Origin of the sequence: Gilliamella sp. wkB72, from assembly GCF_001693745.1 — a bacterium.
GTDB lineage: Bacteria > Pseudomonadota > Gammaproteobacteria > Enterobacterales > Orbaceae > Gilliamella > Gilliamella apicola_E.
Map to the genome: position 1 here is coordinate 53,591 of NZ_LZEI01000012.1, position 25,606 is coordinate 79,196.

Here is a 25,606-nt window from a genome sequence, read left to right on the forward strand (position 1 = left end):
TTAATATCATTTTTTATACATATTATAAATCAAACAAACATATCGTTATTGTTGATTAAATTTTTTTATGATTAAACAAAAGACTACTTTTTATGGCAGAATGCCTTTTCAAGATTAAAATTTATCAAAGAATAGTCATTTCCTTTACTGGCTATATTCATTTAATAATAAAAATAAGGTTTTTTCATGAGTCAATCTGAAATTAACGCTGAATGGCAACCGGTCGCCCGACCATTGAATAGTAAGGATTTTAAAACATTAATATTGTCATCTTTAGGCGGAACGCTTGAATTTTATGACTTTGTTATCTATGCGCTATATATTGATACCATTGTCAAGCCACTATTTTTACCACATACCTTGTCACCATTAACCTTAGATTTATTTGCATGGGGGATTTTTGCTGCTGGTTATTTAGTTCGTCCTGTTGGCGGAATTATTATGGCCCACTTTGGAGATAAAGTTGGCCGAAAACGGATGTTTACCTTAAGTGTAGCAATGATGGCTTTACCTACTTTTATTATCGGTATTTTACCGACCTATGAAGCAATTGGTATTGTAGCACCATTATTATTGTTGTTGATGCGTATGTTACAAGGCGCAGCTATTGGTGGAGAAATGCCTGGTGCATGGGTATTTATCGCAGAACATACACCAAAACAACGCTATGGTTTGGGCGTTGGTACGTTAACATCAGGTATTACAGGCGGAATTTTACTTGGATTTTTCGTTACAATTATTGTTGATCTCTATTTTACTAGCCAAAATATTTTAGATTATGCTTGGCGTATACCGTTTATTATTGGTGGAATTTTTGGTGTGATTTCAGTCTACTTACGAAAATTTTTATCTGAAACGCCAATCTTCAAGGAATTAGCTGCACGTAAAGCATTAGAAAAAAGCATTCCTGTTGTTACCGTACTAAAAAAACATAAGACAGCTTGTTTGATAGTCGCTTTGTTAACTTGGTCATTATCAACAGCAATTATGGTTGGTATTTTAATTACTCCTGGCCGTATCGTTGGCGGTATGTATCATTTTGCTAATCTGGATTGGCGTATTGGTGGATGTATTGCTGCCTTAACATTATCAATTGGCTGTGTTATTTCTGGTTGGTTAGATGATAAATTAGGTACAGCAAAAACAGTCGTCATAACTTGGGGTGGATTGGCTGTGGTAAGCATCTATTTCTATAGTTCACTAACGCCAGATATGTCATTAGCTAAATTATATTCGATTTGGGCGATATTTGGCTTATTTATCGGATCAATCGCTATGACACCAATTATAGGAACTAGAACCTTTCCACCAGCCATTCGCTATTCTGGTCTATCATTATCTTACAATTTAGCCTATGCATTGTTTAGTGCAATAACGCCGACTTTAACTATCTACTTATTAAGTCCCGATCATATATTAGGTGAATACAGTTATCTGGGAGCAGGTATTTACATCTCAGCAGTGGCTTTACTTGCTGTTTTAGTTGGTTTTTCATCATTAGCTCAAAAGGGTTGGCAAAATAGATTAGATAATTAATCACTTAACACCATATAAAAACAGGGCTAAAGCCCTGTTTTTTTTTTAACAAGATATAATAAATTTTCAATACATTAGCGCATTGTAACAAACTCTTCTGCCGCTGTTGGGTGAATGGCGATGGTGTTATCAAAGTCTTTTTTTGTTGCACCCATTTTTAATGCGACAGCAAAACCTTGTAAAATTTCGTCCATACCATAGCCTATACCATGAATGCCGACTATTTTTTCTTGTTCACCAATACAAACTAATTTCATTTTACACGGTTGGCGATGAGAAGTTACGGCAGTATACATAGCAGTAAACGTAGATTTATAGACCTTCACGTTTTCAGGGCCATATTGTAACATTGCTTGTGGTTCTGTTAACCCAACTGTCCCGATCGGTGGATGGGTAAATACCACCGTTGGAATATTAGTATAATCTAGATGTTCATTTGGTTTATTGTTGAAAAGTCGCTCAGATAAGCGTCGACCAGCAGCAACTGCAACTGGAGTTAATGCCGCAGCTCCAGTATCATCGCCAACAGAATAAATTCCTGCTACATTAGTATTTTGATACTCATCAACAATAATAAACCCATTACTGTCAACTTTAATGCCAGCTGCAGATAAATTCATTTCTTTAGTTGCAGGTTCTCGTCCTATTGCCCAAATTAAACAATCAACAGTATAACTTTTACCATCTTCTAATGTTAACGTTAATGATTCATCAACGTTTTTAGTGACAGAAGATGGAATTGCAAAAGTATGCAAATGCTGACCATCATTAGTTATAACTTCCATTAATGTTTCAACAATTAATGGATCGAAAGCACGTAATGGTGTGCCTTGCCGAACAAATTGATGAGTTTCAGCACCTAGCGAGTGTAAAACACTGGCAATTTCACAAGCTATATAGCCTGCACCAACAACGGCCACTCTTTTTGGTAATGCTTTTAATTCAAAGAATCCATCAGAAGTAATTCCATATTGCGCTCCGGGAATATTGGGTATACTTGGCTTACCACCGACAGCAATAAGAATATGATCGGCACTATAATGCACACCATTGACATCAAGCGTTTTGCTATCAATAAATTTGGCATATCCATGAATAACATCGACATTATTATTGTTTAATACTCGATCATAAGATTGATGAACACGATCAATATAAGCTGTTCGGCTAGCGATTAGTTTATCCCAATCAAAATGATTAATTGTCGTATCAAAACCATAATCAGGGCCATAATGATTAATCGCCTCAGCAATTTGTGCACCATACCACATAATTTTTTTGGGAACACACCCAACATTGACACAAGTTCCGCCTAATAATTTAGCTTCAATAATAGCGCACTTTTTACCGTAAGATGCCGCTCGATTAATTGAAGCAATACCCCCACTACCACCACCGATAGCAATATAGTCATAGTGTTTAGTCATAAAAGAAATCCTTTAAATAAATTAGCATTTGGTAGTTGATAGGTTTGCATAAAGCAGATAATAAAAAAAGTATTAATTATGAAATTTAACGATAGTTAATACCTATTGATTGGTTTTAAAATATACCCAAACCTAAATTATTCGATAATTGACTAATTAGCTACTTAAATAAATAGCTAATTATTATATTATTTATTTCCGTTTAATCTTATCAATGATGTTTGTGGTCGAACAACCATCTTCAAAATTAAGGACTTTAACTACTCCACCTGCTTCTATAACTTCTTTTCCACCAGCGATATCTTCAGGTTTATAGTCACCACCTTTTACTAATACATCAGGTAAAATACTGGCAATCAACCTTTGTGGAGTCTCTTCTTCAAAAGGAACAACCCAGTCAACTGAATCAAGTGCACCTAATACTATCATTCTTTGCATTAATGGATTTATTGGTCGGGATTCCCCTTTTAATTGTTTTACTGAGGTATCACTATTTACTGCTACAATCAAACGGTCACCAAGCTTGCGAGCATTAGCAAGATATGAAACATGCCCAGCGTGTAAAATGTCAAAACAGCCATTAGTCATGACAATTTTTTCACCACGTAATCGTGCTTTACGAATTTCTTCTTTTAATTCATCTTCAGTCATCACCCCAAAACCATCATCTGCGCGAGCCCGAATAGCATTACTTAATTCAACTTGCGAAACAGTTGATGTTCCCAATTTACCGACAACTACACCGGCTGCAGCGTTTGCTAAATAACAGCTTTCTTCAAGTGATTGCCCTGCAGCTAATGAAGCTGCTAAAGTTGCGATTACAGTATCACCCGCACCGGTAACATCAAATACCTCTTTAGCTTGAGTTGGTAGATGGTAAACAGGTTTATCTAATTGTATTAACGTCATGCCTTTTTCACTACGAGTAACAAGCAAGGCTTTAAGATCATATTGCTTAATAAGTTGAGAACCTTTTTCAATGATCTCTTCTTCTGTTTTACATGTTCCAACTACAGCTTCAAATTCAGACATATTTGGTGTCAGTAATGTTACACCACGATAACGCTCAAAATCAGTACCTTTAGGATCAACCAATATTGGTACATTAACTTTTCGTGCTTGTTTTATCATTTCTTGTACAGCAGTTAATGCACCTTTGGCATAATCCGATAGAACCATTACTTTAGAAGTTGTAAGTGCGGTATCAATACGCTCTAAAATAGGAGTATGATCCACATTATTAAAACCTTCCTCAAAATCAATCCTTATTAATTGTTGATTTCTTGATAACACTCTTAATTTAGTAATAGTTGGATGTGTTGAGACAGATACAAAATCGCAATGAACATGTCGATTAGTAAGTTGCTCATCAAGCACCTTAGCAGGTTCATCCATTCCTGTAAGACCAATTAAACGCGCTTTACCTCCTAGGGAGGTAATATTGAGTGCAACATTAGCTGCACCGCCAGGACGTTCTTCAAGAGAATCAATTTTAACAATTGGTACAGGCGCTTCTGGTGATATGCGATTGGTACCGCCATACCAATAGCGATCTAACATAATATCGCCAACAACAAGAACATTTGCCAGATTAAACTCAGGAAGAGATGTTTTCATTTAGTTATCCTTTACTCGTATTCATTGGATCAATTATCAATCTATTATTCATCGTCTATATTTTTATCATCATCTTGTATGATTTTTTTTCTTGGTTGATAAAACCGGGCAAAGAATGTCCCAACTTCAAATAATAAACAGATAGGTACAGCTAATAAAATTTGTGAAAATACGTCTGGTGGTGTAACAAACATAGCTACAGCAAATACTGCTACAATAATATAAGGTCTTTTTTTACGTAGATTTTTAGGGGTTGTTACTCCTGTCCAGCACAGCAATATTATTGCAACAGGGACTTCAAATGCAAAACCAAAGACTATAAATAATGTCATGACAAAATCAAGATATTTAGTTATATCGGTATTTATCGCAACATCAACTGGAGCAGTGTGAATAAAGAAGTAAAAAGCGAGAGGAAATACCGCAAAATAAGCAAACGCAATACCAATATAAAAAAGTACCGTACTTGAAATTATCAATGGCATAATTAGACGTTTTTCATGTTGATATAATGCAGGTGCAATAAATCCCCATACTTGATACAAAATATAAGGAATCGAAATAAATATCGAAACAACAGCAGTCAGTTTAATAGGAGTAAAAAATGGTGCCGCAATGTCAGTTGCAATCATGCTACTACCTTTTGGCAATTGACTAATAAGCGGATTAGCAACAATATGGTAAATATCATTCGAGAAATAGAGTAAACACGTTAATACAATTAATATACAGATGATACATCGTAAAAGCCGTGTTCTTAGTTCTACTAGATGACCAATAAGTGGTTGCGTTGCGTCGTCTGTCATAATTTATCTTTATCTGAATGAATTGTTGTATCTATTTGAGAGACAGAATCGATCTCTTTTTGTAGTGTTTCGGTTACGCGTTTTAATTCATCAATGGATTCTTGAATTTCCGGTGTTAGGGTATTTAGCCCACTTTGTTCTGCTTTTTTTAAACTATCTTGTAATTCTTGTAATTTTAGCTCTTTATTTAATTCTAACTGAACAGTTGCAGACATACGGCGGAGTACTTTTATCCAGCTTGCAACAGTTTTAATTGCAATAGGTAGACGCTCTGGTCCTAATACGACCAACCCGATAATTAAGACTAATAGTAGCTGACCAAAGCTAATATCAAACACAAGTTACTCTTTATTGGTGTGGTTATCATCAGATGAGTTAAGACGTTCCACTTTTTGTGAATCATCTGTCTCTTTTTGATCATCGTCGTCATTCATAGCTTTCTTAAAACCTTTAATTGAAGCCCCAAGATCAGAGCCCAATGAACGCAATTTTTTTGTTCCAAATAATAGAACAATAACCGCTACAAATATGAGTAATTTGGGCAAACTTGGCATATGATAAGTCTCCAATAGCTTAAAATAGTAAAATTATACACTTAAATGGTGAGATTCCAAAAAATAACTCGCTTAATGCCCGACAAGTAAAGCAATACATAAAAGACTAAGAATACTAATTGCAAACATTAATCTTTGTTGGTTTCTTTTACTACGTTGAAGTTGTTGATTAATCTGTTTTAACTGAACATGCATCAGCTTAGTCATCCGAGCCTGATCATTCAACTTTTCCGGTAGCTCAACAACAAGGTTTTTCCATTCTGGTAAGGAAGTCCAAACTTGATGTAATAACTTTTTAGCACTGTATTTATCTTCATACCAATTTTCTAAAAATGGTTTAGCCGTTTGCCACAAGTCAAGTTCTGGATAGAGTTGACGCCCTAACCCTTCTATATAAAATAACGTTTTTTCAAGTAAGGTTAATTGAGGTTGAATATCCATCTCAAATTGACGTGCAACTTGAAATAGTGATAATAAAATTTGCGAAAAGGAGAGCTCACCAAGTGGTTTAGCAAATGCAGGTTCGCAAACATTGCGCATAGCCATTTCTAATGCGGCAACATCCGTTGTTTCAGGAACCCAACCAGATTTGATATAAATTTGTGCAATTTTTCGATAATCTTGGTTAAAAAATGCAAGAAAATTTTCAGCCAAATAGCGTTGATCATCTTCAGTCAAAATACCTACAATTGCACAATCTATCCCAATGTAACGAGGATTTTGGGGTTCGCTTATATCCACAAAGATATTGCCCGGGTGCATATCTGCATGAAAAAAATTATCCCTAAATACTTGGGTAAAGAAAGCTTGAACACCACGCTCTGCTAATAACTTCATATTGACATTATTTCTTTTTAATTCATCAACATTAGCTATCGGAGTACCGTAAATTCGCTCTTCAACTAAAACATTTTTTCGGCACAAATCTTGGTACACATAGGGAATATAAAGGATCTCACTATTAATGAAATTGTCACGCAAACGAGCTGTGTTATAGGCTTCTTTCTGAAGATCCAATTCTTTTAGAAGCGTGTTTTCATAATCACTGACAATTTCTACAGCCCGTAACTTTTCACCAAATTTTATCCGTTTAGTAAATTGGTTAGCAATCCAATACATTAAGCGAATGTCAGATTTAATTATAGGTAAAATATTTGGTCGCAAAACTTTGATTACCACTTCAGCTTGGCTACTTTTTAAAGTTGCTGTATGAACTTGTGCGATGGATGCTGATGCTAATGGTTGATCATTAAAATCTGAAAAATAAAAATCTATAGGACACCCTAGAGCAGTTTCAATAATTTGTTTTGCAATTTTTCCATCGAAAGGGGGAACTTGGTCTTGTAATTTGGCTAGAGCATCGACAAGATGTTTTGGCAACACATCGCGTCTTGTTGAAACCATTTGCCCAAATTTTATCCATACCGGACCTAGCTCTTGTAAGGCTTGACGCAACCTTTCACCAATCTCTTGTTGATTTGATTTAGGTCTAACCCAAAACAAACAAAACAATAATACTCGTAACCACCTTGAGACACGGTGTTTTGGTAATAGCTCTTCTAATCGATAAGCTCGAAATATGGTTAATATTTTATAAAGTCGAAAAAATGTCATTATTTGTTTATCACATTAAAATTTAAAACCAGTATGTAAGGCTACAATACCGCCTGTCATATTGTGATATTTAACATCGACAAACCCAGCATCTTCCATCATTTTTTTCAGTGTTTTTTGATCTGGGTGCATTCTGATAGATTCAGCTAAATATCGATAACTATCTGAATCATTCGCTACGATTTTTCCCATTAATGGCAACATAGTAAATGAGTAAAGATCGTAGGCTTTATTTAAAATTTGGTATTGTGGTTTAGAGAATTCTAGAATCAATAAACGCCCTCCTGGCTTTAAAACTCGCCACATAGATTCTAGCGCTTTTTGCTTATCAGTCACATTTCGTAGACCAAATGAGATAGTGATACAATCAAAATAGTTATCTGCAAATGGTAACTCCTCTGCATTTGCTTGTACATATTCAATATTTTTAAATAAGCCTTTATCTCGTAGTTTGTCTCTACCAACCTTAAGCATTGACTCATTGATATCTGCTAATACAACTAAGCCATCATCTCCAACTATTTGTGAGAATTTAGCTGTTAAATCACCTGTACCACCAGCTAGATCAAGGACTTTTTGTCCTTTCCTAACACTACTATACTCAATAGTTATTTTTTTCCAGATTCGGTGAATACCAAATGACATTAGATCGTTCATGATATCGTATTTATCTGCAACAGAATGAAACACCTCTGCTACGCGTTTTACTTTATCTTGTTTTGGAACTTGGGTGTACCCAAAATCAATTTTATCCTGATTTTCATTTGGTTGAGAAGATTGAGACATAAAAATTCACCTATCACAAAAAGTTAGCTTATTTTAACATAAGCTAACCTAAATGTGATGAGCTAAATCAATAACGATTCAACCATTTTAGAAACAATTTCAAAATGCTGTAATGGAGTGGAATTCGCCGGTAATTCGTTTTCATGAATAATTAAATCAAATTGGTAACTACTTTTTAGTCCAATTAAGACTTCATTAGATTTGCCAAAAATTTGCTCGAAGTAGTTAGATAATGTCCCAAAATCGATCGAAGTAAAGAGAAGCTTATTAGCATTTTCTAATGATTTACTCATTCTCTCTACATGTAACATTGCAATTCTTAGATAATCATTTTCACTTAAGTAACGTTTATTTTCTAGAGTGGAAATTTCTCGTTGAATATAATTTATATACCCATTTGAAACATATTGTGTATTATAAATATTAGCTAATTTTACGGGCAATTCATTAAATTTATCATGTCCAATGATGGCGACTTTTTTAACAAAAAAAGGTCTAGCTGCTTGGGCAATGAAAGACCAATTTTGATAAGGATTTTCTCGAATTTTGGTCGCACTGATATTAACGAATTCACGATTAGCATCAATAACAACTACTGGGCAACCAAAATAGCGCTCATGCTCCGTTACATCTTGTGGTTCACTAGTAAATACAACAGATGGTTCAATTTTATTTTCTGATAATATATGTTTAATACTATCACTCCACTCTTTCCAACCATTAGGATAATAGTTAATTCCAGTTTCATCAGAAATATAAATATGAATATTATGTCTATCTTTGAAGGTATCTTTTAACCATGAAAAACGATCACTAACTTGTGGCTGTCTAGGTAAACGACTTTTCTCAAATAGTTGTTTATCGCGAGTTGCTTCACAACCAAGCATTACATGTAATTCATCAACTTGCGTTAACGCTTTTTCAATAAGATAAATGTGGCCACTGTGTAATGGATAGAACTTACCAAAAATTAAACCAACTCGATGTTTAGATGACATAATAATTACCAATACATTAAAAAACTCGATACCAATGTACAGAAAAAACAACCATTTTCTAACCAATTGATGCTATTTAATATAATGAGAAGATAAAAGTGTTAACTTCATCAAAATATTCAAAAATAACTAGAGCAATATCAATTAAGATTGATATTTAATAGTAGATAAAACAATCCCTGCTGCAACAGAAATATTTAATGCCGACATATTATCATTACCACTCAAATGCACAACATTATCAGCACAATTAATTAACTTTGTATTAATTTGTTGAAATATAATTAATACAACTTTCTTTTTAAATTCAAGTTGTGATAATTCGGTTGATTTAATGGATTTTGACTGACATGGTAATAAGGCAATTATTTGATAACCATTCTTTTTTAATATATCTATGGATACAATAAAATCATCACTTTTAATTGGTTCAATCGCTTCAATACCACCTTCAGCGACTCGCATTGCTGATCCACTATCAAGCAAATTAGTTTGACGCAAAATGATACCATTAACGCCAAAAAAAGCAGCGCTACGAACTAATCCACCTAAATTATGAGGGTTATTAACATCATCAATCGCAAGAATACAATCACGAACTCTATCATCATGTTCATATAAATAATCAAGTAAAGAGAGCGGTATCCGTTTTTTAACAATTAAACAGACTCCACCATGATGTAGGTTTTGAGTTATTTTAGTAATTTGTTCTGTTGATACAACGTCATAACCTAGTCGTTGTTTGACTAACCAATCAATTAAATCTTTAAACTGGTAAGTCATTTCTTGAGTAATAAATAATTTCACTATAGCAGAGCGTCGATGCTTAAATACAGCTCTACAACTGTTTTCACTATAAACTAAAGTCTCTTCTTTTTTTTGTCGATACTCATCGTAACCAAATGTTGGAGTTTGATCGTTATCTTTAACTTTTTTTTGCCAGGGAGAATCATGTTCATCTGATAAATTTAAGTTTACTTTAGATGACTTTATAGTTTTATTTAATGATTTTACTTTAAATGTTTCAATTCGATCATGTTTTGCTTTTGAATTAGACTGAAGACTATCATTTTTACGCTTACTTCGATGATCATTGCCTTTGTTTTTTACAGATTTCACACTTGATTGACTATTTTTGGCATAAAAAATTGAAGGCCTGCTTTTTTCGATCGTGTCGTTCATAAGATTCCCAATTTAAGACAGTTATCGTGTACGAATAGTTGGAGCAACTTTATCCAATACACCATTTATAAATTTGTGACTTTCTTCTGCGCCAAAAGTTTTCGCCAGATCAATTGCTTCATTGATAACCACTTTATAAGGGACATCATGTCTCTTCATTAATTCATAAGTTGCAATTCGTAGTACCGCTAATTCAATTTGTCCTAACTCATCAACAGTTCTTTCTGTTAGGTAAGGTGCCATTTTTTCATCTAATTCTGCTGTGTTTTTGGCAACACCATGAAGTAATTCTCTAAAATATTTACCATCAACACCTTTCATATCTTGTTCAGCTATAAAACTGCTCTCAACATCAGCAAGATCATTTTTAGAAATTTGCCAAGAGTAAATGGCTTGAACGGCACACTCTCTTGCTCGACGACGAGGATTAACTAACGCCACTAAATTACCCCTTAATTGTTCTGATAACATTTAACATTTCAAGTGCGGTTAATGCTGCTTCAGCACCTTTATTACCCGCTTTAGTTCCAGCTCGTTCGATCGCCTGCTCAATACTTTCAGTGGTTAAAATTCCAAAACCAACTGGTATTGAATACTCTAAACTAGCATTCAATAAACCTGAACTTGATTCTCCAGCAACGAAATCAAAATGAGCCGTACTGCCACGAATTACCGTACCTAATGCTACAATGGCATCATATTTTTTTGATTGTGCAGCAACTTTTGCTGCTAAAGGAATTTCGTAAGCGCCTGGTACCCAAATAACTGAAATGTTTTTATCTTCAACTTGACCAATACGAGTTAATGCATCTACTGCTCCATTAACTAAACTTTCGTTAATAAATTGGTTAAAACGTGCCACGATAATGGCTACTTTAGCTTTTGGTGCAGCAACTTTACCTTTAACTATTTGCATATTTATTCCTTATCGATAGATTCTAGATGCAATTTTATAATCACTTTTAGTGAAAAATTTATAAGCCAATTATAGCACAGATTAAAGGGTTATCCTATTAGCAAAAATGGGGAATTAACATGTTTATAACAAGCATAAGTAAGTATGATTATTTGAAAGTTATTGTTTGTAAATTTACTGTCTATAAAGTGTAATTTTTACATTTATAAATTATCATTCCTTCAACAAAGATTTATAAATTTTTAATAATTGCATCAAAGTTTTTTCTTACTATAAGAAATTTCATTTTTATTACTTGCAAGCTGTTATTAACGAATTACAATGGTAAGAAAAAAGCTTTCTACAAAAGAGGTAAAATTGATGTACATTAACACTATTCGAGATGAGCTAAATCAAGCAATTGACGTATTAGCTAATTTCATTTCAAATGATGAAAATCTTAAACAAATTCAACAAGCGGCAATTTTAATCGCTAACTCATTTAAACAAGGTGGTAAAGTACTTTCATGTGGTAATGGAGGTTCTCATTGTGACGCTATGCATTTTGCTGAAGAGTTAACTGGCCGTTTTCGAGATAATCGACCATCCTATCCTGCCATTGCAATTTCAGATGTAAGTCATATATCTTGCGTTGGTAATGATTATGGTTTCGATTCAATTTTTTCTCGCTATGTAGAAGGTGTTGGTCAAAAAGGTGATGTACTACTAGGTATTTCAACTTCAGGAAACTCAACTAATGTCATTAAAGCGATTGAAGCAGCAAAACAAAAAGGTATGAAAATTATCACTCTTACAGGTAAAGATGGTGGAAAAATGAATGGTTTGGCTGATGTAGACATTCGTGTGCCTCATTTTGGTTATGCTGATAGAGTTCAAGAAATCCATATAAAAGTGATTCATATTTTGATTTTACTCATTGAAAAAGAGATGGCTTAATATGTGCGAATTATTGGGTATGAGTGCCAATGTGCCGACTGATATCTGTTTTAGTTTTACCAGTTTAATCAAACGTGGTGGTGATAAAGGTCCACATAAAGATGGTTGGGGAATAACATTTTATGAAGGTAAAGGGTGTCGTACATTCAAAGATCCTGAACCTTGTAGTTTTTCACCTATAGCTAAATTAGTTCAACAATACCCAATAAAATCAACGGCAGTTATTGCTCATATTCGTCAAGCTAATCGAGGAGGGGTGGCCCTAGAAAATACCCATCCTTTTACTCGCGAATTATGGGGAAAAAATTGGACTTTTGCCCACAATGGGCAATTAACTGATTACGAAAAGCTGCATATGGGAATTTTTCAACCAGTTGGATTAACCGACAGTGAATATGCTTTTTGTTACTTAATTAATCAGTTACATAAAAAATATCCCAAACAACCTACCGATGATATTGAACTTTTTGATTATATTCGAGAGTGTGCGATTAAATTAACCGAACTTGGTATTTTTAATATGTTACTTTCAGATGGTGAATATGTATTTGCCTATTGCTCAACTAATCTTCATTGGATCACCCGAAAAGCGCCATTTGGTAAAGCAAAATTAATTGATGAAGATGTTGAAATCGATTTTCAAAAGCATACTACACCAAATGATATTGTCACTATTATTTCAACTATGCCGTTAACCTCAAATGAAACTTGGCATAAATTAAACACTGGTGAAGCAATTTTATTTAAATATGGTGAAATTAATCAATTTTTTTCATCTTGACTAAATTAAAAGGTGGTTCATCCTTAAATAAATATTGTAAATAACCTAACGTTAATAAACCAACTAAAGTTAAAATAATCCACGGCAAATGCGGAAAACCCATCTTGATTGCAATTTCATAAAGCCAACCGGCACCGGTATAACCAACAAACCCACCTAAAGCAAGCCCTAATCGACTAAATCCCATATAACTACCTTTGGCTTTTGGATTAGTTAACACGGTTGCTAAAGTTTCTCTAGCCGGCTCTGCAATAATTGCACCAAGGTAAAAAAGCGCAATCAAGGATAGCAAAATAGATAATTGGGATGTAAATCCGATTATTATAAAGGCAAACGACATCAAAAGTAATCCAAATTTAAGGCGTTGATCTAATCTAAAATATTTTTCACTAAACCGAGCAATAGGATAAAGCAGAGTTAGTGAGATAGTTGCTTCAATCACGTACATCCATTTCACATAGCTTGAACTTCCTGAAATATTGGTAATAGTTAGAGGTAGCATCAACATGACTTGTACCCCAAGCACATAATAACCAGTTAAAGTAAGCACATAATGAGTAAACTTTTTATCTTTCAAAACCATTTTCATACCATTAATAATTGAAGCTTTACCAATTGCAATATGATAAGAGGGTAAAAAAAACAGATTAAAAATACCACATAAGAAAAAGATAAAAGCACCACACCAACAAACTAATTGGAAATCATAATCTATTAAGATACCACCAATAAGAGCACCAATAACTGCACCGGCATTATCTTGTATCATTAATAATGATATAAATTTGCCTCGTTCGTGAGGTCTAGTAAATTTTATGGTTAATCCCATTCGAGGTGGATCAAATAACAGTCCACCCAATGCAGACAATAAGCAAGATACAAGTAATAACCAGTGTTCAGTTGCTAAAGCCATTGAAATAAAGCCAATCGACCGCAAAAACATACCTGTTATGATCATAGGTTTTGCACCAAATCGATCAGCTATAGCACCACCAATTAAGCCAAATCCTTGTTGAACAAATTGACGAAATCCTAAAGCAAAACCAACAAATAGTGCACTCCAACCTACTTGGCTAACAAAGTGCGTAGAAACGAGCGGAAATACGACATAAAATCCCAATACAATAAACAGATTATCAAATAATAATATGTATCTACCTGTTTTGCGAACTTGTGAAGGAATTGGCATCTATTTTACTCTTTCATTTAAATAGCCTTGATAATCAGGGATCTCTATCTCCACTTCTTGAGTAAATATTGAGGACTGTATTAATGCGTTAGCTGTTGCTTGATTAGTTGCAACAGGAATGTTCCAAACCGTTGATAAGCGTAACAGTGCTTTTACATCTGGATCATGAGGAACGGCATTTAGAGGATCCCAGAAAAAGATAAGAATATCAATTTTACCTTCTGCGATTAAAGCGCCGATTTGCTGATCGCCCCCCATTGGACCACTAAGCATTGGCGTAATATTTAATCCGGTTTCTTTCTTAATTAATGTACCTGTTGTACCTGTTCCACATAAATTATGATGAGAGAGTTCTTCGCGATTTGTTTTGCACCAATTTAATAATGCTTCTTTCAAATGATCATGTGCAACCAATGCAATGCTTTTCTTTGCAGGTAGCTTTCGAGTAATATAAAGCATCAAATAATCCTAATTCCTTATTATTTTTTGTATTTTTTAACAAACTATCTATTAAAGTGCAAGCAGTATTTGATCCAGAAAGACAAGAAAAAAGGCACCGAAGTGCCTTTATCAAATCAAAAGATAAAATAATTAGAATTGATAAATTAATCCTAATGCAACAGTATCCTTAGCTGTTGCTTTAATTTGAGATTTACTAAATGTACCGTCTTCATATAAAGCACGACGTGCGCCAATATCATTCTTATCTAACAAGTTGATTTTATAATCAACAATGGCTGATAAATTTTTATTGAAATCGTAAGTTAAGCCAACATCAACATATTTAACTAAATCATTACCTTTAAGGCCTGCATCACCACTTCTTGAAAAGCTTGAAGCATCTTGTACTTTATGTTGAATATATGCAACAGAAGGTGTTAAACGGCCAACTTCAAAGTCAATACCATATTGTGCAACTAATTCAAAACCTTTGGTTTTCAAATCATCAGTGTTACTTGTACTTGACGCTTTTTCCCAACCATATTTTTGTTTACCTTGAATATAAAGTGCAGCTAAATAAAGATTGTCGTTATTATATTTAGCACCTGCTGACCATGCTTTAGCATCTTTATGTCCACCAGTTTGCGCATAACCTGCACCAATAGATAAACCACTATCAAGCACATCCCAATCAATTACAGAACCCCATGCTTCTGCACTATCATGGTCAGTACGATCATGCTTATTTAGATATTGAGTTGAACTATTATCTCCGTTATCTGCATACTGTACCGCAAAACGTAAACCATTAACTAATCCAAAAAAGTTTGAATTACGGTAAGTCGCTACAGCTTTTGTTCTAGCCGTTAATGCATAAATATCATTATTTGAAGCATCACCACCAAATTCAGGTAGAACGTCAGTATAAGAAGTTAAAGTTTTTAATACACCGTCGTTACGACCGTAGTCAAATGAACCAAAATCACCGAAATTTAAACCAGCATATGCATAACGAGTTTCGTTATCAGCATCTGATCCAGTTTTTGCTTCATATTCCCAACGACCATAGCCACTCAAACTATCTGAAATTTGTGTTTCACCAGACATACCTAAACGAGCTGTCGTTTTGTCACCTTCACCAGTTTGATTATTTCGATCAGTAAGATAATTTAAAGCATAGACTCGACCATAAAAGTCAACTTTATTGCCATCTTTGTTCCACACTTCAATAGAAGCGCTAGCTGTTCCGGCAATTAATAGTGCAGGAATAGCAATTGCTAATAGATTACGTTTCATTTAATTACCCTCTTAGGTATTTTATTATTTAAAAAAGATACAAAAATATTTGTTCTTGGTTTAATAAATAGTTGCTTTCAAATAGCAACTAAATTATTACTGGGATATCTACTATTGAATACTAGATTTTTATTGAAACACTGTAGATTAACAATGTTTATCACATGTAATTCTGCGAATTAGGACTATTTTATGACTTAAAATTAATTTTTTTTAAGCATAAAATGTTTTTTTGTATGGTTTGACATTTAATAGACGAAAAAAAAGGCACATAAGTGCCTTTTTGAGATATTTAAGGATATTAAGAGATTAGAATTGGTAAATTAAACCAACACCTAACACGTCTTTAGTACCTGGTTTGTTCGCATGTTTACCACGTTGAGTTTTGGTATTTTCAGCAGCCCCAATGTCATCACGATCAAGAAGATTGAATTTATATTCAACAATCGCACTAAAGTTTTTATTTAGATCATAAGTTGCACCTAAAGATACATATTTAGCCATAGGTGAGCTGAACCCGCTACTGTGGTAACGAATATTATCTTCGACAAAATTCACTCCATCAGCTTTAACTTTATGTTGAACATAAGCTAAAGATGGAGTAATACGACCCACGTCTAAATCAATACCATATTGAGCGACTAATTCAAAACCTCTAACTTTAATATCAGCAGATTTATAAGTACCTCTATGCGTCGGTCCATATGATATTACATCTTTAAATTTAGATTGGAAGTAGTTAGCTGCTAAATATAGATTATAATTATCGTATTTAATACCACTAGCCCAAGTGCTTTGACGATTATCACTAGTTGAAGTTTGAGCGTAACCTGCACCAGCAGTTAAACCAGTGTCAAAAATATTCCATTGAACATTTGCACCCCAAGCTTCACGAGATTCACCTCTGATTGCATCTTGTTTGAATTTATTTGAGTTATCGCCATTATCAGCATATTGTAATGCAAAACTTAAATCGTCAGTTAAGCCAAAGAAGTTGTTGTTACGATAAGTTGCAACAGCTTTAGTACGAGCTGAAAGAACGTTCCAATCGTTGTTTGCTGCGTCACCACCAAATTGTGGTAATACGTCAGTATATGCAGTGATTGCTTTTAACACACCGTCATTACGACCATAATCGAATGAACCTAAATCACCGAAATTTAAACCAGCGAATGCATAACGCACTTCATTATCAGAATTTTTTCCTGCTTTAGCTTCATATTCCCAACGACCATAACCAGTGATGCCGTCAGTGATTTGTGTTTGACCAGACATACCTAAACGAGCTGAAGTATCATCACCTTCACCTACTTGTCCACGGTCAGTGATGTTGTTAGCAGCTTTTACTCGACCGTAAAAGTCTACTTTGTTACCATCTTTATTCCATACTTCGATAGAAGCATTTGCACCTGCTGCTACTAAAAGAGCAGGGATAGCGATTGCTAATAGATTACGTTTCATTTCTTACCCTCATGGTTATTTTTCTTAAAAGACACGTCTTTTGGGTTGTGTCAATTTTGTTACAATGATTATTCATCCAAAAATAATGTTTTTAACTAATGTTTATAACTATTATTTTTATCTCAATTTTCACAGTACTGTAAATTATGTATAAAAATTTATTAAAATCAAGTGAACTTTTCCTAAAACTTCGTGTCTAAGCTTAAAATTGCATCCGTTTGATTAATTTTTACACAATTTTTGTATTTTATTTATATTAATTTTTATATCAACTGACAAAAAGTCAGTTGATAATTTGAGCAAATTTTAGAAATTTGCATTACGAGGTGTTCTTGGGAATGGGATCACATCACGAACATTTTGTACACCAGTGACATACACAATCAATCGTTCAAAACCAAGTCCAAAACCTGAATGTGGTACAGTTCCATAACGACGCAAATCACGATACCACCAGTAGTCTTCTTTTTTAAGACCTAACTCATCCATACGTTTATCTAACATATCTAAGCGTTCTTCACGTTGCGAACCACCAATGATCTCGCCGATTCCTGGCGCTAATACATCCATTGCTGCAACAGTTTTACCATCATCATTCATACGCATATAGAATGCTTTGATATCCTTAGGATAATTTTTAACAACAACAGGCGCTTTAAAATGTTGTTCAGCCAAATACCGTTCATGTTCTGAGGCTAAATCAATTCCCCAACTGACAGGATTTTCAAATTTTGCATCACAGTTTTGTAAAATAGAAATGGCATCGGTGTAATCAACTTGAGCAAAATCAGCATAAATAAAGTTTTCTAAACGATTGATTGCTTCTTTATCAATATGCTGAGCAAAAAACTGCATATCATCAGCACGTTTCTCTAGTACCGTCTTGAAAACATATTTCAACATATCTTCGGCGAGTTTTGCATTATCGTTAAGATCGGCAAAAGCAACTTCCGGCTCCATCATCCAAAATTCGGCTAAATGGCGAGTAGTATTTGAATTTTCAGCCCTAAATGTTGGACCAAAAGTATAAACTTTAGAAAGTGCACAAGCATAAGTTTCTGCATTGAGTTGACCCGAAACAGTCAAAAAGGCTTCTTTACCAAAAAAATCTTTATCAAAGTCAATTTTACCATTATCTGTTTTAGGTAGATTTAACATATCAAGAGTTGAAACTCGAAACATTTCCCCTGCACCTTCAGTATCTGATGCAGTAATAATTGGTGTTGATAACCAGAAGAATCCACGTTCATCAAAAAATTGGTGAATAGCTTGGGCTAATGTATGTCGCACACGAGTGATTGCTCCAACAATATTAGTTCTAGCTCGTAAATGGGCAACCTCACGAAGATATTCAATTGAGTGACGTTTAGCGGCCATAGGATAAGTTTCAGGATCATCAACAAAACCATAAACTTCAACATTCGTTGCTTGCAACTCATATTTTTGACCTTGACCAGGCGATTCAACTACTTTTCCTGTTACTTTTACTGAACAGCCAGCAGTTAAACGTAAAATATCCTGTTCATAATTTGGTAGTTCTTTTTCAATAACAGCTTGAATAGGATCAAAGCATGAGCCATCATAAACAGCCAGAAATGAAATACCGGCTTTCGAATCACGGCGCGTTCGTACCCAGCCTTGAACAGAAATAGTGCTACCAACAGCAATTTTGCCTTGTAACACGTCAACAATAGGAGCAACTGAATTCATTTTAATTATCCATCTCTATTTTATTATCTATATAGTTAATATTATTAAAAGCAATATAATTTTAAAATGACTAACCATAAAAATTTTCTTTATGATTAATAATACCGGTTAATGATATATTACTTATTTAATTTTTAGCATTAATAATCTACTTTTATTATTAATGATTGACTTTGAACGTTCTTTTCAATTCGTCAATAAAGGCCAAATCTTTCGAAATCGTTTTACCAGGACTATCTGATAATTTAGCCACAGGTTGATTATTACATTCAGTGAGTTTTAACACAATGTTCAAGGACTTGGTATTAAACTCTGTAGACGGAATGTCACAAGCTAAAAAACCGCCTATGCCAAAAGATAATTTTACTCGGTTATTGAAGTATTGATAGATTTTAAGCGCTTTATCAAAGTTTAGGCTATCAGAAAAAACCAGTAATTTTGTTTTAGGATCAATTCCTAATTGCTGATAATGACGAATCGCTTTTTCGCCCCACTCTATCGGATCGCCTGAATCATGGCGTAATCCTTGATAATGAGAGGCTAAATAATAATCAAAATCCCGTAAAAATGCATCCATCGTAATACAATCAGTTAATGCAACACCCAAATCATGTGGATACTCATCTAACCAAACTTGTAGTGCCGTCTTCTGGCAGTCTTGTAAATTGGTACTTAAACGCTGATGAGCTTGAAACCATTCATGTGCTTGAGTACCAACCGGTGTCAATCCTAAACGATATGCCAATAAATAATTACTAGTACTATTAAAATTGGTAAAATGGTTTTGCAAATAACTAACAACGGCTTCTTGTACAGCAAAAGAGTAACGTCTTCGTGTGCCAAAATCCATCAAATTAAAACCAGATATATCAATATCATTAGTATCAAATATTGCTAATTTATCTTTAAGTCTTACTAGTGCTTGATCAACACCAATATTAGGAGAACGATCTTTATGAACAATCTCACTAATTACTGCAAGCAATGGTACTTCCCACAAAATCACATCAACCCATTTACCTTCAATTTGAATAACTAGCTGACCATCTTCATTTTTAATCGTTAACAATTGACTATTAAAATGCCAATTTTTTAGCCAATTTAAATAATCTGGTTTAAAAAAAGAAATATGCGACAAATAAGCGAACTCATCTTCAGTAAGAGCTAGAGACTCCATTAATTTAACTTGATGAGCAATTTGATCAGCATACTGACCAAGTAAATCATCACTACGACACCGGAACTGTGCATTCACAGTCACATCAGGATAATGATGAAAAACAGCTTGCTGCATATGCAATTTATAAGCATCAGTATCTAATATTGATGTAATTATTGCGGGTAACATGTCTATCTATTATCAGTTCTTTCAAGAAAATTCTGGAGATTATAGCAGAATAATAATTAAGATATAGATTAATTATCTAATAAGATTATTTTTAATACGCTATAATAGCAATAAAGATATTTTGATAAATTAATCCATATCTATTCCAAAATGATTAATATTGATAATTCATTTACTTTTATCTGATTAATAAATGAAAGTGAAAGTAATTAAGACCTATTTTGATGAATTCAAATACATGATCAGCGCATCACTTTAAAAGGCAAAGAAAAATGAGTACAACTGATATCCAACCAATTGCTAAATTCCGTCATGACTATAAAACACCCGACTTCACGATTACTGATATTGACCTCGATTTTGATTTAGCTGCAGAAACAACTACAGTTATCGCACGTAGTCATGTTATCAATAAAAATCCTCAAGCTAACGATTTAATTTTAGACGGTGAAGAACTTAAATTAGTCTCAATAAATATTGATGAGCAACCTTGGGGTGATTATCAAATCACAAAAACCGGATTAATCATCAAAAATGTCCCATCTGAATTTACTTTAACCATCGTCAACGAAATCAAACCAATTGATAATACCGCACTTGAAGGACTATATGTTTCAGGTGATGCACTTTGTACACAATGTGAAGCGGAAGGTTTCCGTCATATCACTTACTACCTTGATAGACCAGATGTATTAGCACGTTTTTCAACTCGAATTACTGCCAATAAAAAACAATATCCTGTTCTATTATCTAATGGTAATCGCATTTCACAAGGTGAGCTAGCTGACGGGAGACATTGGGTTCAATGGCAAGATCCATTTCCTAAACCAGCCTATTTATTCGCATTAGTAGCTGGTAACTTTGATATATTAAAAGATTACTTTATTACCCGCTCTAATCGAAAAATTGATTTAGAAATTTATGTAGATAAAGGTAATTTAGAGCGTTCACAATGGGCAATGACCAGTTTAAAAAATGCCATGCGCTGGGATGAAAATCGTTTCGATTTAGAATATGACTTAGATATTTTCATGATTGTGGCTGTTGATTTCTTCAATATGGGCGCAATGGAAAATAAAGGACTAAATATTTTCAATTCTAAATATGTCTTGGCTAAACCTGAAACCGCGACAGATGACGATTATATCGGAATTGAATCCGTAATTGGTCATGAATACTTTCATAATTGGACTGGTAATCGCGTTACTTGTCGAGACTGGTTCCAACTCAGTTTAAAAGAAGGGCTGACTGTATTTAGAGATCAAGAATTTACTTCTGACCAAGGACTTAGATCAGTAAAACGTATTAATGATGTCAAACTACTACGAACCGTACAATTTGCTGAAGATGCCAGCCCTATGTCTCATCCTATTCGCCCTGAACAAGTAATTGAAATGAATAATTTCTATACTGTTACCGTATATGAAAAAGGTGCAGAAGTTATACGTATGATGCACACATTATTAGGTGAAGAAAACTTTCAAGCAGGGATGAAACTCTATTTCAAACGACATGATGGAAGTGCTGCAACCTGTGATGATTTTGTTGCAGCTATGCAAGATGCATCAGGCATTGACTTAACACAATTCAAATTATGGTACAGCCAATCGGGCACACCAGTTTTAACAGTAACTGACAGTTACGATCCACAAAATCATCAATATACCCTAACTGTTGAGCAACATACGCCAGCAACGCAAGATCAAAGCCAAAAACAAGCACTACATATTCCATTAGATATTGAACTTTATCAACATGATGGCGAAGTGATTGAATTGCAATATCAAAACAAATCTATACATCATGTTTTAAATGTAACACAAGCAAAACAACAATTTGTATTTGATAATATTAATGAAAGACCAATTATATCTTTATTGCGTGATTTTTCAGCACCGGTAAAACTCAATTACGATTACCAAGATGGTGATCTTATATTCTTGATGCAACATGCTAGTAATGCTTTTAGTCGTTACGATGCTGCGCAAATGTTATTAGCAAAATACGTCCGTTTAAATGTCAGTAATTATCAACATAATTTACCTATGACTTTCTCTGAACTTGTTTTGGATGCTTTTAGAGGAATACTATTATCAGATTCTGTTGAGCCTGCACTTATTGCACAAATATTAACATTACCTTCAGAGAATGAATTAGCAAATCTGTTTGATGTTGTTGAGCCGATTGCTATTTATCAAGTACGCCAATTCTTATTAGGTGTGTTTGCTAATGAACTTTATGATGAGTTAACAGCGGTCTATCATCATAATCAAACAGCTAAATATCATATTGAACATTCAGATATCGGCAAACGTATGCTGAAAAACTGCTGTTTGTCATTATTGGCATATGCTAATGATAAACCACAAGTAGATGCCTTAGTCAAAAAACAATATGAACAAGCGAATAATATGACAGATTCATTAGCTGCACTTACCGCAGCGGTAAAAGCACAGCTTGATTGCCGTCATACTTTACTTGTCGATTTTGATAATAAATGGCATCAAGATGGTTTGGTTATGGATAAATGGTTAGCCTTGAATGCAACAAGCCCTGAGCAAAATGTATTATCAACAGTAAAAAAACTACTCAATCACCGCTCATTTTCACTGAATAATCCAAATCGGATTAGAAGCCTAATTGGTGCTTTTGTAAATAATAATCCTGTCGCTTTCCATGCAGAAGACGGTAGTGGTTATCATTTCTTAGTAGAAATATTAACAGAGTTAAACCAAAAAAATCCACAAGTGGCATCACGACTCATTGATCCACTTATCCGTCTAAAACATTATGATAAAGATCGTCAGAAAAAAATGAGAGCCGCTTTAGAAAGTTTATTGAAGTTGAATAATTTATCTAAAGATCTTTACGAAAAAATTAGTAAGGCTCTTTCAGCATAGAAGAGTATTAATACCCCATCACTAAATCTGGTGATAGGGTATTATATCTTTCAAGGCAAATTAAATAAGACCTAAAATTTTGCGTGCATCATCGGGCGTTGCTACTTCTTTATTAGCCTCTTTTACAAGACGAACTGCCCTTTCCACCAATTCTCTATTAGATTTAGCTAATCTATCTTTTGCATAGTAGATATTATCCTCTAACCCAACCCGAATATGCCCACCCATAGCAATAGCCGTAAGCATAATTGGTATGTGACCTTGTCCTATCCCTAATGCAGACCAAGTTGAACCTACAGGCAATTGACTCTTTAAATACACTAAATTTTCAACAGTTGCTGTCGATCCTCCCGGTGCCCCAAGAACAAATTGGTAATGAGTTGGTGCTTGCAATACACCTTTCTTTAGATAGTACTCTGAATTATAAATCATGCCTGCATCAAAAATTTCTATCTCTGGTTTGACATGATTTTCTAACATCACTTGACCGAGTTTTTCAAGAAATTGGGGATGGTTAACAAATAATGTTGAGTGTCCCCAATTCATTGTTCCACAATCATATGAAGCCATTTCTGGTTTCAACTCAATAAGATGTGCCATTCGAGTTTCATCGGTAGCGTTGAGATCGCCAGAAGTAGTCAGATTTAATACAATATCGCATTTTGCACGAATCAATTCTACAGTTTTTTTGAACCGGGCTTTATCCATAGTACCTTGTTCGTTGTCATCACGCATATGCAAATGAGCAATTGACGCACCCGCCAGCCAACAATCATAGACATCATTAGCGATCTCCTCTGGTGTCATAGGTATCGCAGGATTATGCTTTTTAGTCGGGAATGCACCCGTAGTTGCAACAGTAATAATCGTTTTATTTTTCATGATAAACTCCTTTTTATCCTTTATCTTTATTATGTGTACTTGGTAAAAATAACATCATGACTGCAGCAAGAAAAAAGAATATTGAGCAAATACCAATGCCAATAGCTAAACCAAATTTTGCTGACACCATACCCAAAACTACAGGAGAAAAAGCAGATAATCCTCGACCAACATTAAAACAAAATCCAGCACCTAGCGTTCTAACTCTTGTTGGATATAGCTCGCCAAAATATGAGCCAAATAAACCAGCAAATGAGATAAAAAATGCGTATACAGGACCAAGCCATAATAGGGCAGAGGTATTTTCTGTCATGACATAGATGGGTAATGTAATCGTTGTTCCTAAAAAGGATAATATAATGGCATTTTTGCGACCAATCATATCGGCTAAATACCCAAATAAATTATAACCAACAAACATACCGATATTTAAAATGAGGAAAAATAATGACATGGTTTCCATATCTAATCCTCTTTCTTTCATTAAAAATGTTGGAATCCAAGTTGTCGATCCCCAATAAGCAACAAGTGCAAAAGTTGCTGATAAAGTTGCAAAAAAAGTGATTTTAACCAGTTCTGGTGAAAATATTTCTTTTACAGAAACATTAACAGGCTCACCTTGTTGTTGGCGTGCAACTTTCTGTTGTTTCCATGTTTCAGATTCAGGAACAAAAAAATAGATGTATAAGGCTGCGAGAATTGAACCCGCTCCAGCAATAAATAGTCCTCTCCAACCATAAACAGGAATTACTATAGTGGCTAAAAAGGCAGATATACCAGCTCCAGCTGGGAATGAACTCAGTACAAAAGCGGCTGCCCGACCCCTTTGTCTAACGGGCCAAGTTTCAGCGATATAAGCAGCAATAATACCCCATACTCCACCTAATCCTAGGCCAGCAAGAAAACGTAAAATTAGCACTACATACCAATTAGGACTCAGTGAAATAGCTGCAGTCAAAATACCAAACAGTACCAAGCTCCATAACAAAGCCTTGCGTCGGCCATAGTTATCAGAATACCAACCAACTACAACGCTACTAATCCCAACCCCGACAAGTGTTGCTGTACCTAATAAACCTCCTTGCGCCATACTCATATCAAGATCTTTCATGATGAACGGAAGAGAAACAGCTAATAAAGTAATATCCATCGCATCAAACATGTAGCTAAAAAAACCGCCCGTGAGCACATGCCATTTATTAATAATTTGATTTTTCATTTTATCA

General features: G+C 34.3%; 22 protein-coding genes and 1 pseudogene. 4 read left to right on the forward strand and 19 right to left on the reverse strand.

The genetic code is table 11. The features are described from left to right. Positions 1-186 precede the first annotated feature (186 nt). Positions 187-1,536 (forward strand): MFS transporter, encoded by a 1,350-nt coding sequence (locus A9G07_RS07395; RefSeq protein ID WP_065734657.1) that lies wholly within the window; start codon positions 187-189, stop codon positions 1,534-1,536. 74 nt (positions 1,537-1,610) lie between these two features. On the opposite strand, the gene gorA is transcribed toward A9G07_RS07395, so the two are convergent. The 11 genes and pseudogenes from gorA to ribH all read right to left on the reverse strand — a co-directional run bounded on the left by gorA (position 1,611) and on the right by ribH (position 11,436). Further along, positions 1,611-2,963 (reverse strand): glutathione-disulfide reductase, encoded by a 1,353-nt coding sequence (gorA, locus tag A9G07_RS07400; protein WP_065734658.1) that lies wholly within the window; start codon positions 2,961-2,963, stop codon positions 1,611-1,613. 192 nt (positions 2,964-3,155) lie between these two features. Next, positions 3,156-4,580 (reverse strand): bifunctional D-glycero-beta-D-manno-heptose-7-phosphate kinase/D-glycero-beta-D-manno-heptose 1-phosphate adenylyltransferase HldE, encoded by a 1,425-nt coding sequence (gene hldE / locus A9G07_RS07405; RefSeq protein WP_065563591.1) that lies wholly within the window; start codon positions 4,578-4,580, stop codon positions 3,156-3,158. A gap of 44 nt (positions 4,581-4,624) precedes the next feature. Then, positions 4,625-5,386: a twin-arginine translocase subunit TatC gene (gene tatC / locus A9G07_RS07410; protein ID WP_065563592.1), complete on the reverse strand. Its 762-nt coding sequence runs from the start codon at positions 5,384-5,386 to the stop codon at positions 4,625-4,627. Between the two features lie 14 nt (positions 5,387-5,400). Continuing rightward, positions 5,401-5,724, reverse strand: a pseudogene (gene tatB / locus A9G07_RS07415) (Sec-independent protein translocase protein TatB); the annotation flags it as partial. A 3-nt stretch (positions 5,725-5,727) separates the two neighbouring features. Beyond that, positions 5,728-5,940 carry a twin-arginine translocase TatA/TatE family subunit gene (gene tatA / locus A9G07_RS07420; protein ID WP_065563594.1) on the reverse strand — a complete coding sequence of 71 codons (213 nt, stop codon included), beginning with the start codon at positions 5,938-5,940 and terminating at the stop codon, positions 5,728-5,730. Positions 5,941-6,012: 72 nt separating this feature from the next. Further along, positions 6,013-7,554: a ubiquinone biosynthesis regulatory protein kinase UbiB gene (ubiB, locus tag A9G07_RS07425; protein ID WP_218060033.1), complete on the reverse strand. Its 1,542-nt coding sequence runs from the start codon at positions 7,552-7,554 to the stop codon at positions 6,013-6,015. 15 nt (positions 7,555-7,569) lie between these two features. Continuing rightward, positions 7,570-8,340 carry a bifunctional demethylmenaquinone methyltransferase/2-methoxy-6-polyprenyl-1,4-benzoquinol methylase UbiE gene (gene ubiE, locus A9G07_RS07430; RefSeq protein WP_065563595.1) on the reverse strand — a complete coding sequence of 257 codons (771 nt, stop codon included), beginning with the start codon at positions 8,338-8,340 and terminating at the stop codon, positions 7,570-7,572. Between the two features lie 62 nt (positions 8,341-8,402). Then, complete coding sequence (gene nadR, locus A9G07_RS07435; RefSeq protein WP_065734660.1) at positions 8,403-9,338, reverse strand: multifunctional transcriptional regulator/nicotinamide-nucleotide adenylyltransferase/ribosylnicotinamide kinase NadR; 936 nt, start codon at positions 9,336-9,338, stop codon at positions 8,403-8,405. A gap of 144 nt (positions 9,339-9,482) precedes the next feature. Continuing rightward, positions 9,483-10,520, reverse strand: coding sequence for a TrmH family RNA methyltransferase (locus A9G07_RS07440; protein ID WP_065734661.1), 1,038 nt, complete (start codon positions 10,518-10,520; stop codon positions 9,483-9,485). A gap of 21 nt (positions 10,521-10,541) precedes the next feature. Continuing rightward, positions 10,542-10,961 (reverse strand): transcription antitermination factor NusB, encoded by a 420-nt coding sequence (gene nusB, locus A9G07_RS07445; protein WP_218060034.1) that lies wholly within the window; start codon positions 10,959-10,961, stop codon positions 10,542-10,544. A gap of 4 nt (positions 10,962-10,965) precedes the next feature. Then, complete coding sequence (gene ribH, locus A9G07_RS07450; protein ID WP_065734663.1) at positions 10,966-11,436, reverse strand: 6,7-dimethyl-8-ribityllumazine synthase; 471 nt, start codon at positions 11,434-11,436, stop codon at positions 10,966-10,968. A gap of 360 nt (positions 11,437-11,796) precedes the next feature. Between ribH and lpcA the strand changes: the two genes are divergently transcribed. Together lpcA and A9G07_RS07460 are read left to right on the forward strand one after the other, a co-directional pair. Further along, entirely contained in the window at positions 11,797-12,372 is a 576-nt protein-coding gene (gene lpcA / locus A9G07_RS07455) for a D-sedoheptulose 7-phosphate isomerase (protein WP_065734664.1), read from the forward strand. A gap of 1 nt (position 12,373) precedes the next feature. Continuing rightward, positions 12,374-13,153 (forward strand): class II glutamine amidotransferase, encoded by a 780-nt coding sequence (locus A9G07_RS07460; RefSeq protein WP_065563601.1) that lies wholly within the window; start codon positions 12,374-12,376, stop codon positions 13,151-13,153. Here the strand turns inward: A9G07_RS07460 and mdtH are convergent. From mdtH to pncB, 6 genes are all read right to left on the reverse strand, one after another. Next, on the reverse strand, positions 13,131-14,342 hold the full coding sequence (mdtH, locus tag A9G07_RS07465) for a multidrug efflux MFS transporter MdtH (RefSeq protein WP_065734665.1): 1,212 nt from the start codon (positions 14,340-14,342) through the stop codon (positions 13,131-13,133). The genes A9G07_RS07460 and mdtH overlap by 23 nt on opposite strands. Further along, positions 14,343-14,801: a methylglyoxal synthase gene (locus A9G07_RS07470; protein WP_065734666.1), complete on the reverse strand. Its 459-nt coding sequence runs from the start codon at positions 14,799-14,801 to the stop codon at positions 14,343-14,345. Between the two features lie 132 nt (positions 14,802-14,933). Then, on the reverse strand, positions 14,934-16,079 hold the full coding sequence (locus tag A9G07_RS07475; protein WP_065734667.1) for a porin: 1,146 nt from the start codon (positions 16,077-16,079) through the stop codon (positions 14,934-14,936). Positions 16,080-16,388: 309 nt separating this feature from the next. After that, complete coding sequence (locus tag A9G07_RS07480; RefSeq protein WP_065563605.1) at positions 16,389-17,540, reverse strand: porin; 1,152 nt, start codon at positions 17,538-17,540, stop codon at positions 16,389-16,391. 306 nt (positions 17,541-17,846) lie between these two features. Continuing rightward, complete coding sequence (asnS, locus tag A9G07_RS07485; protein WP_065734668.1) at positions 17,847-19,250, reverse strand: asparagine--tRNA ligase; 1,404 nt, start codon at positions 19,248-19,250, stop codon at positions 17,847-17,849. A gap of 160 nt (positions 19,251-19,410) precedes the next feature. Then, complete coding sequence (pncB, locus tag A9G07_RS07490) at positions 19,411-20,598, reverse strand: nicotinate phosphoribosyltransferase (RefSeq protein WP_065734669.1); 1,188 nt, start codon at positions 20,596-20,598, stop codon at positions 19,411-19,413. Between the two features lie 272 nt (positions 20,599-20,870). Between pncB and pepN the strand changes: the two genes are divergently transcribed. Further along, on the forward strand, positions 20,871-23,498 hold the full coding sequence (gene pepN, locus A9G07_RS07495) for an aminopeptidase N (protein ID WP_065734670.1): 2,628 nt from the start codon (positions 20,871-20,873) through the stop codon (positions 23,496-23,498). Positions 23,499-23,558: 60 nt separating this feature from the next. Here pepN and A9G07_RS07500 read toward each other — a convergent pair whose 3' ends face one another. Next, positions 23,559-24,380, reverse strand: coding sequence for a 3-keto-5-aminohexanoate cleavage protein (locus A9G07_RS07500; RefSeq protein ID WP_065734671.1), 822 nt, complete (start codon positions 24,378-24,380; stop codon positions 23,559-23,561). 13 nt (positions 24,381-24,393) lie between these two features. Beyond that, a complete protein-coding gene (locus A9G07_RS07505) occupies positions 24,394-25,599 on the reverse strand; it encodes an MFS transporter (RefSeq protein WP_065734672.1) in 1,206 nt (401 codons plus the stop codon). Positions 25,600-25,606: the final 7 nt, after the last annotated feature.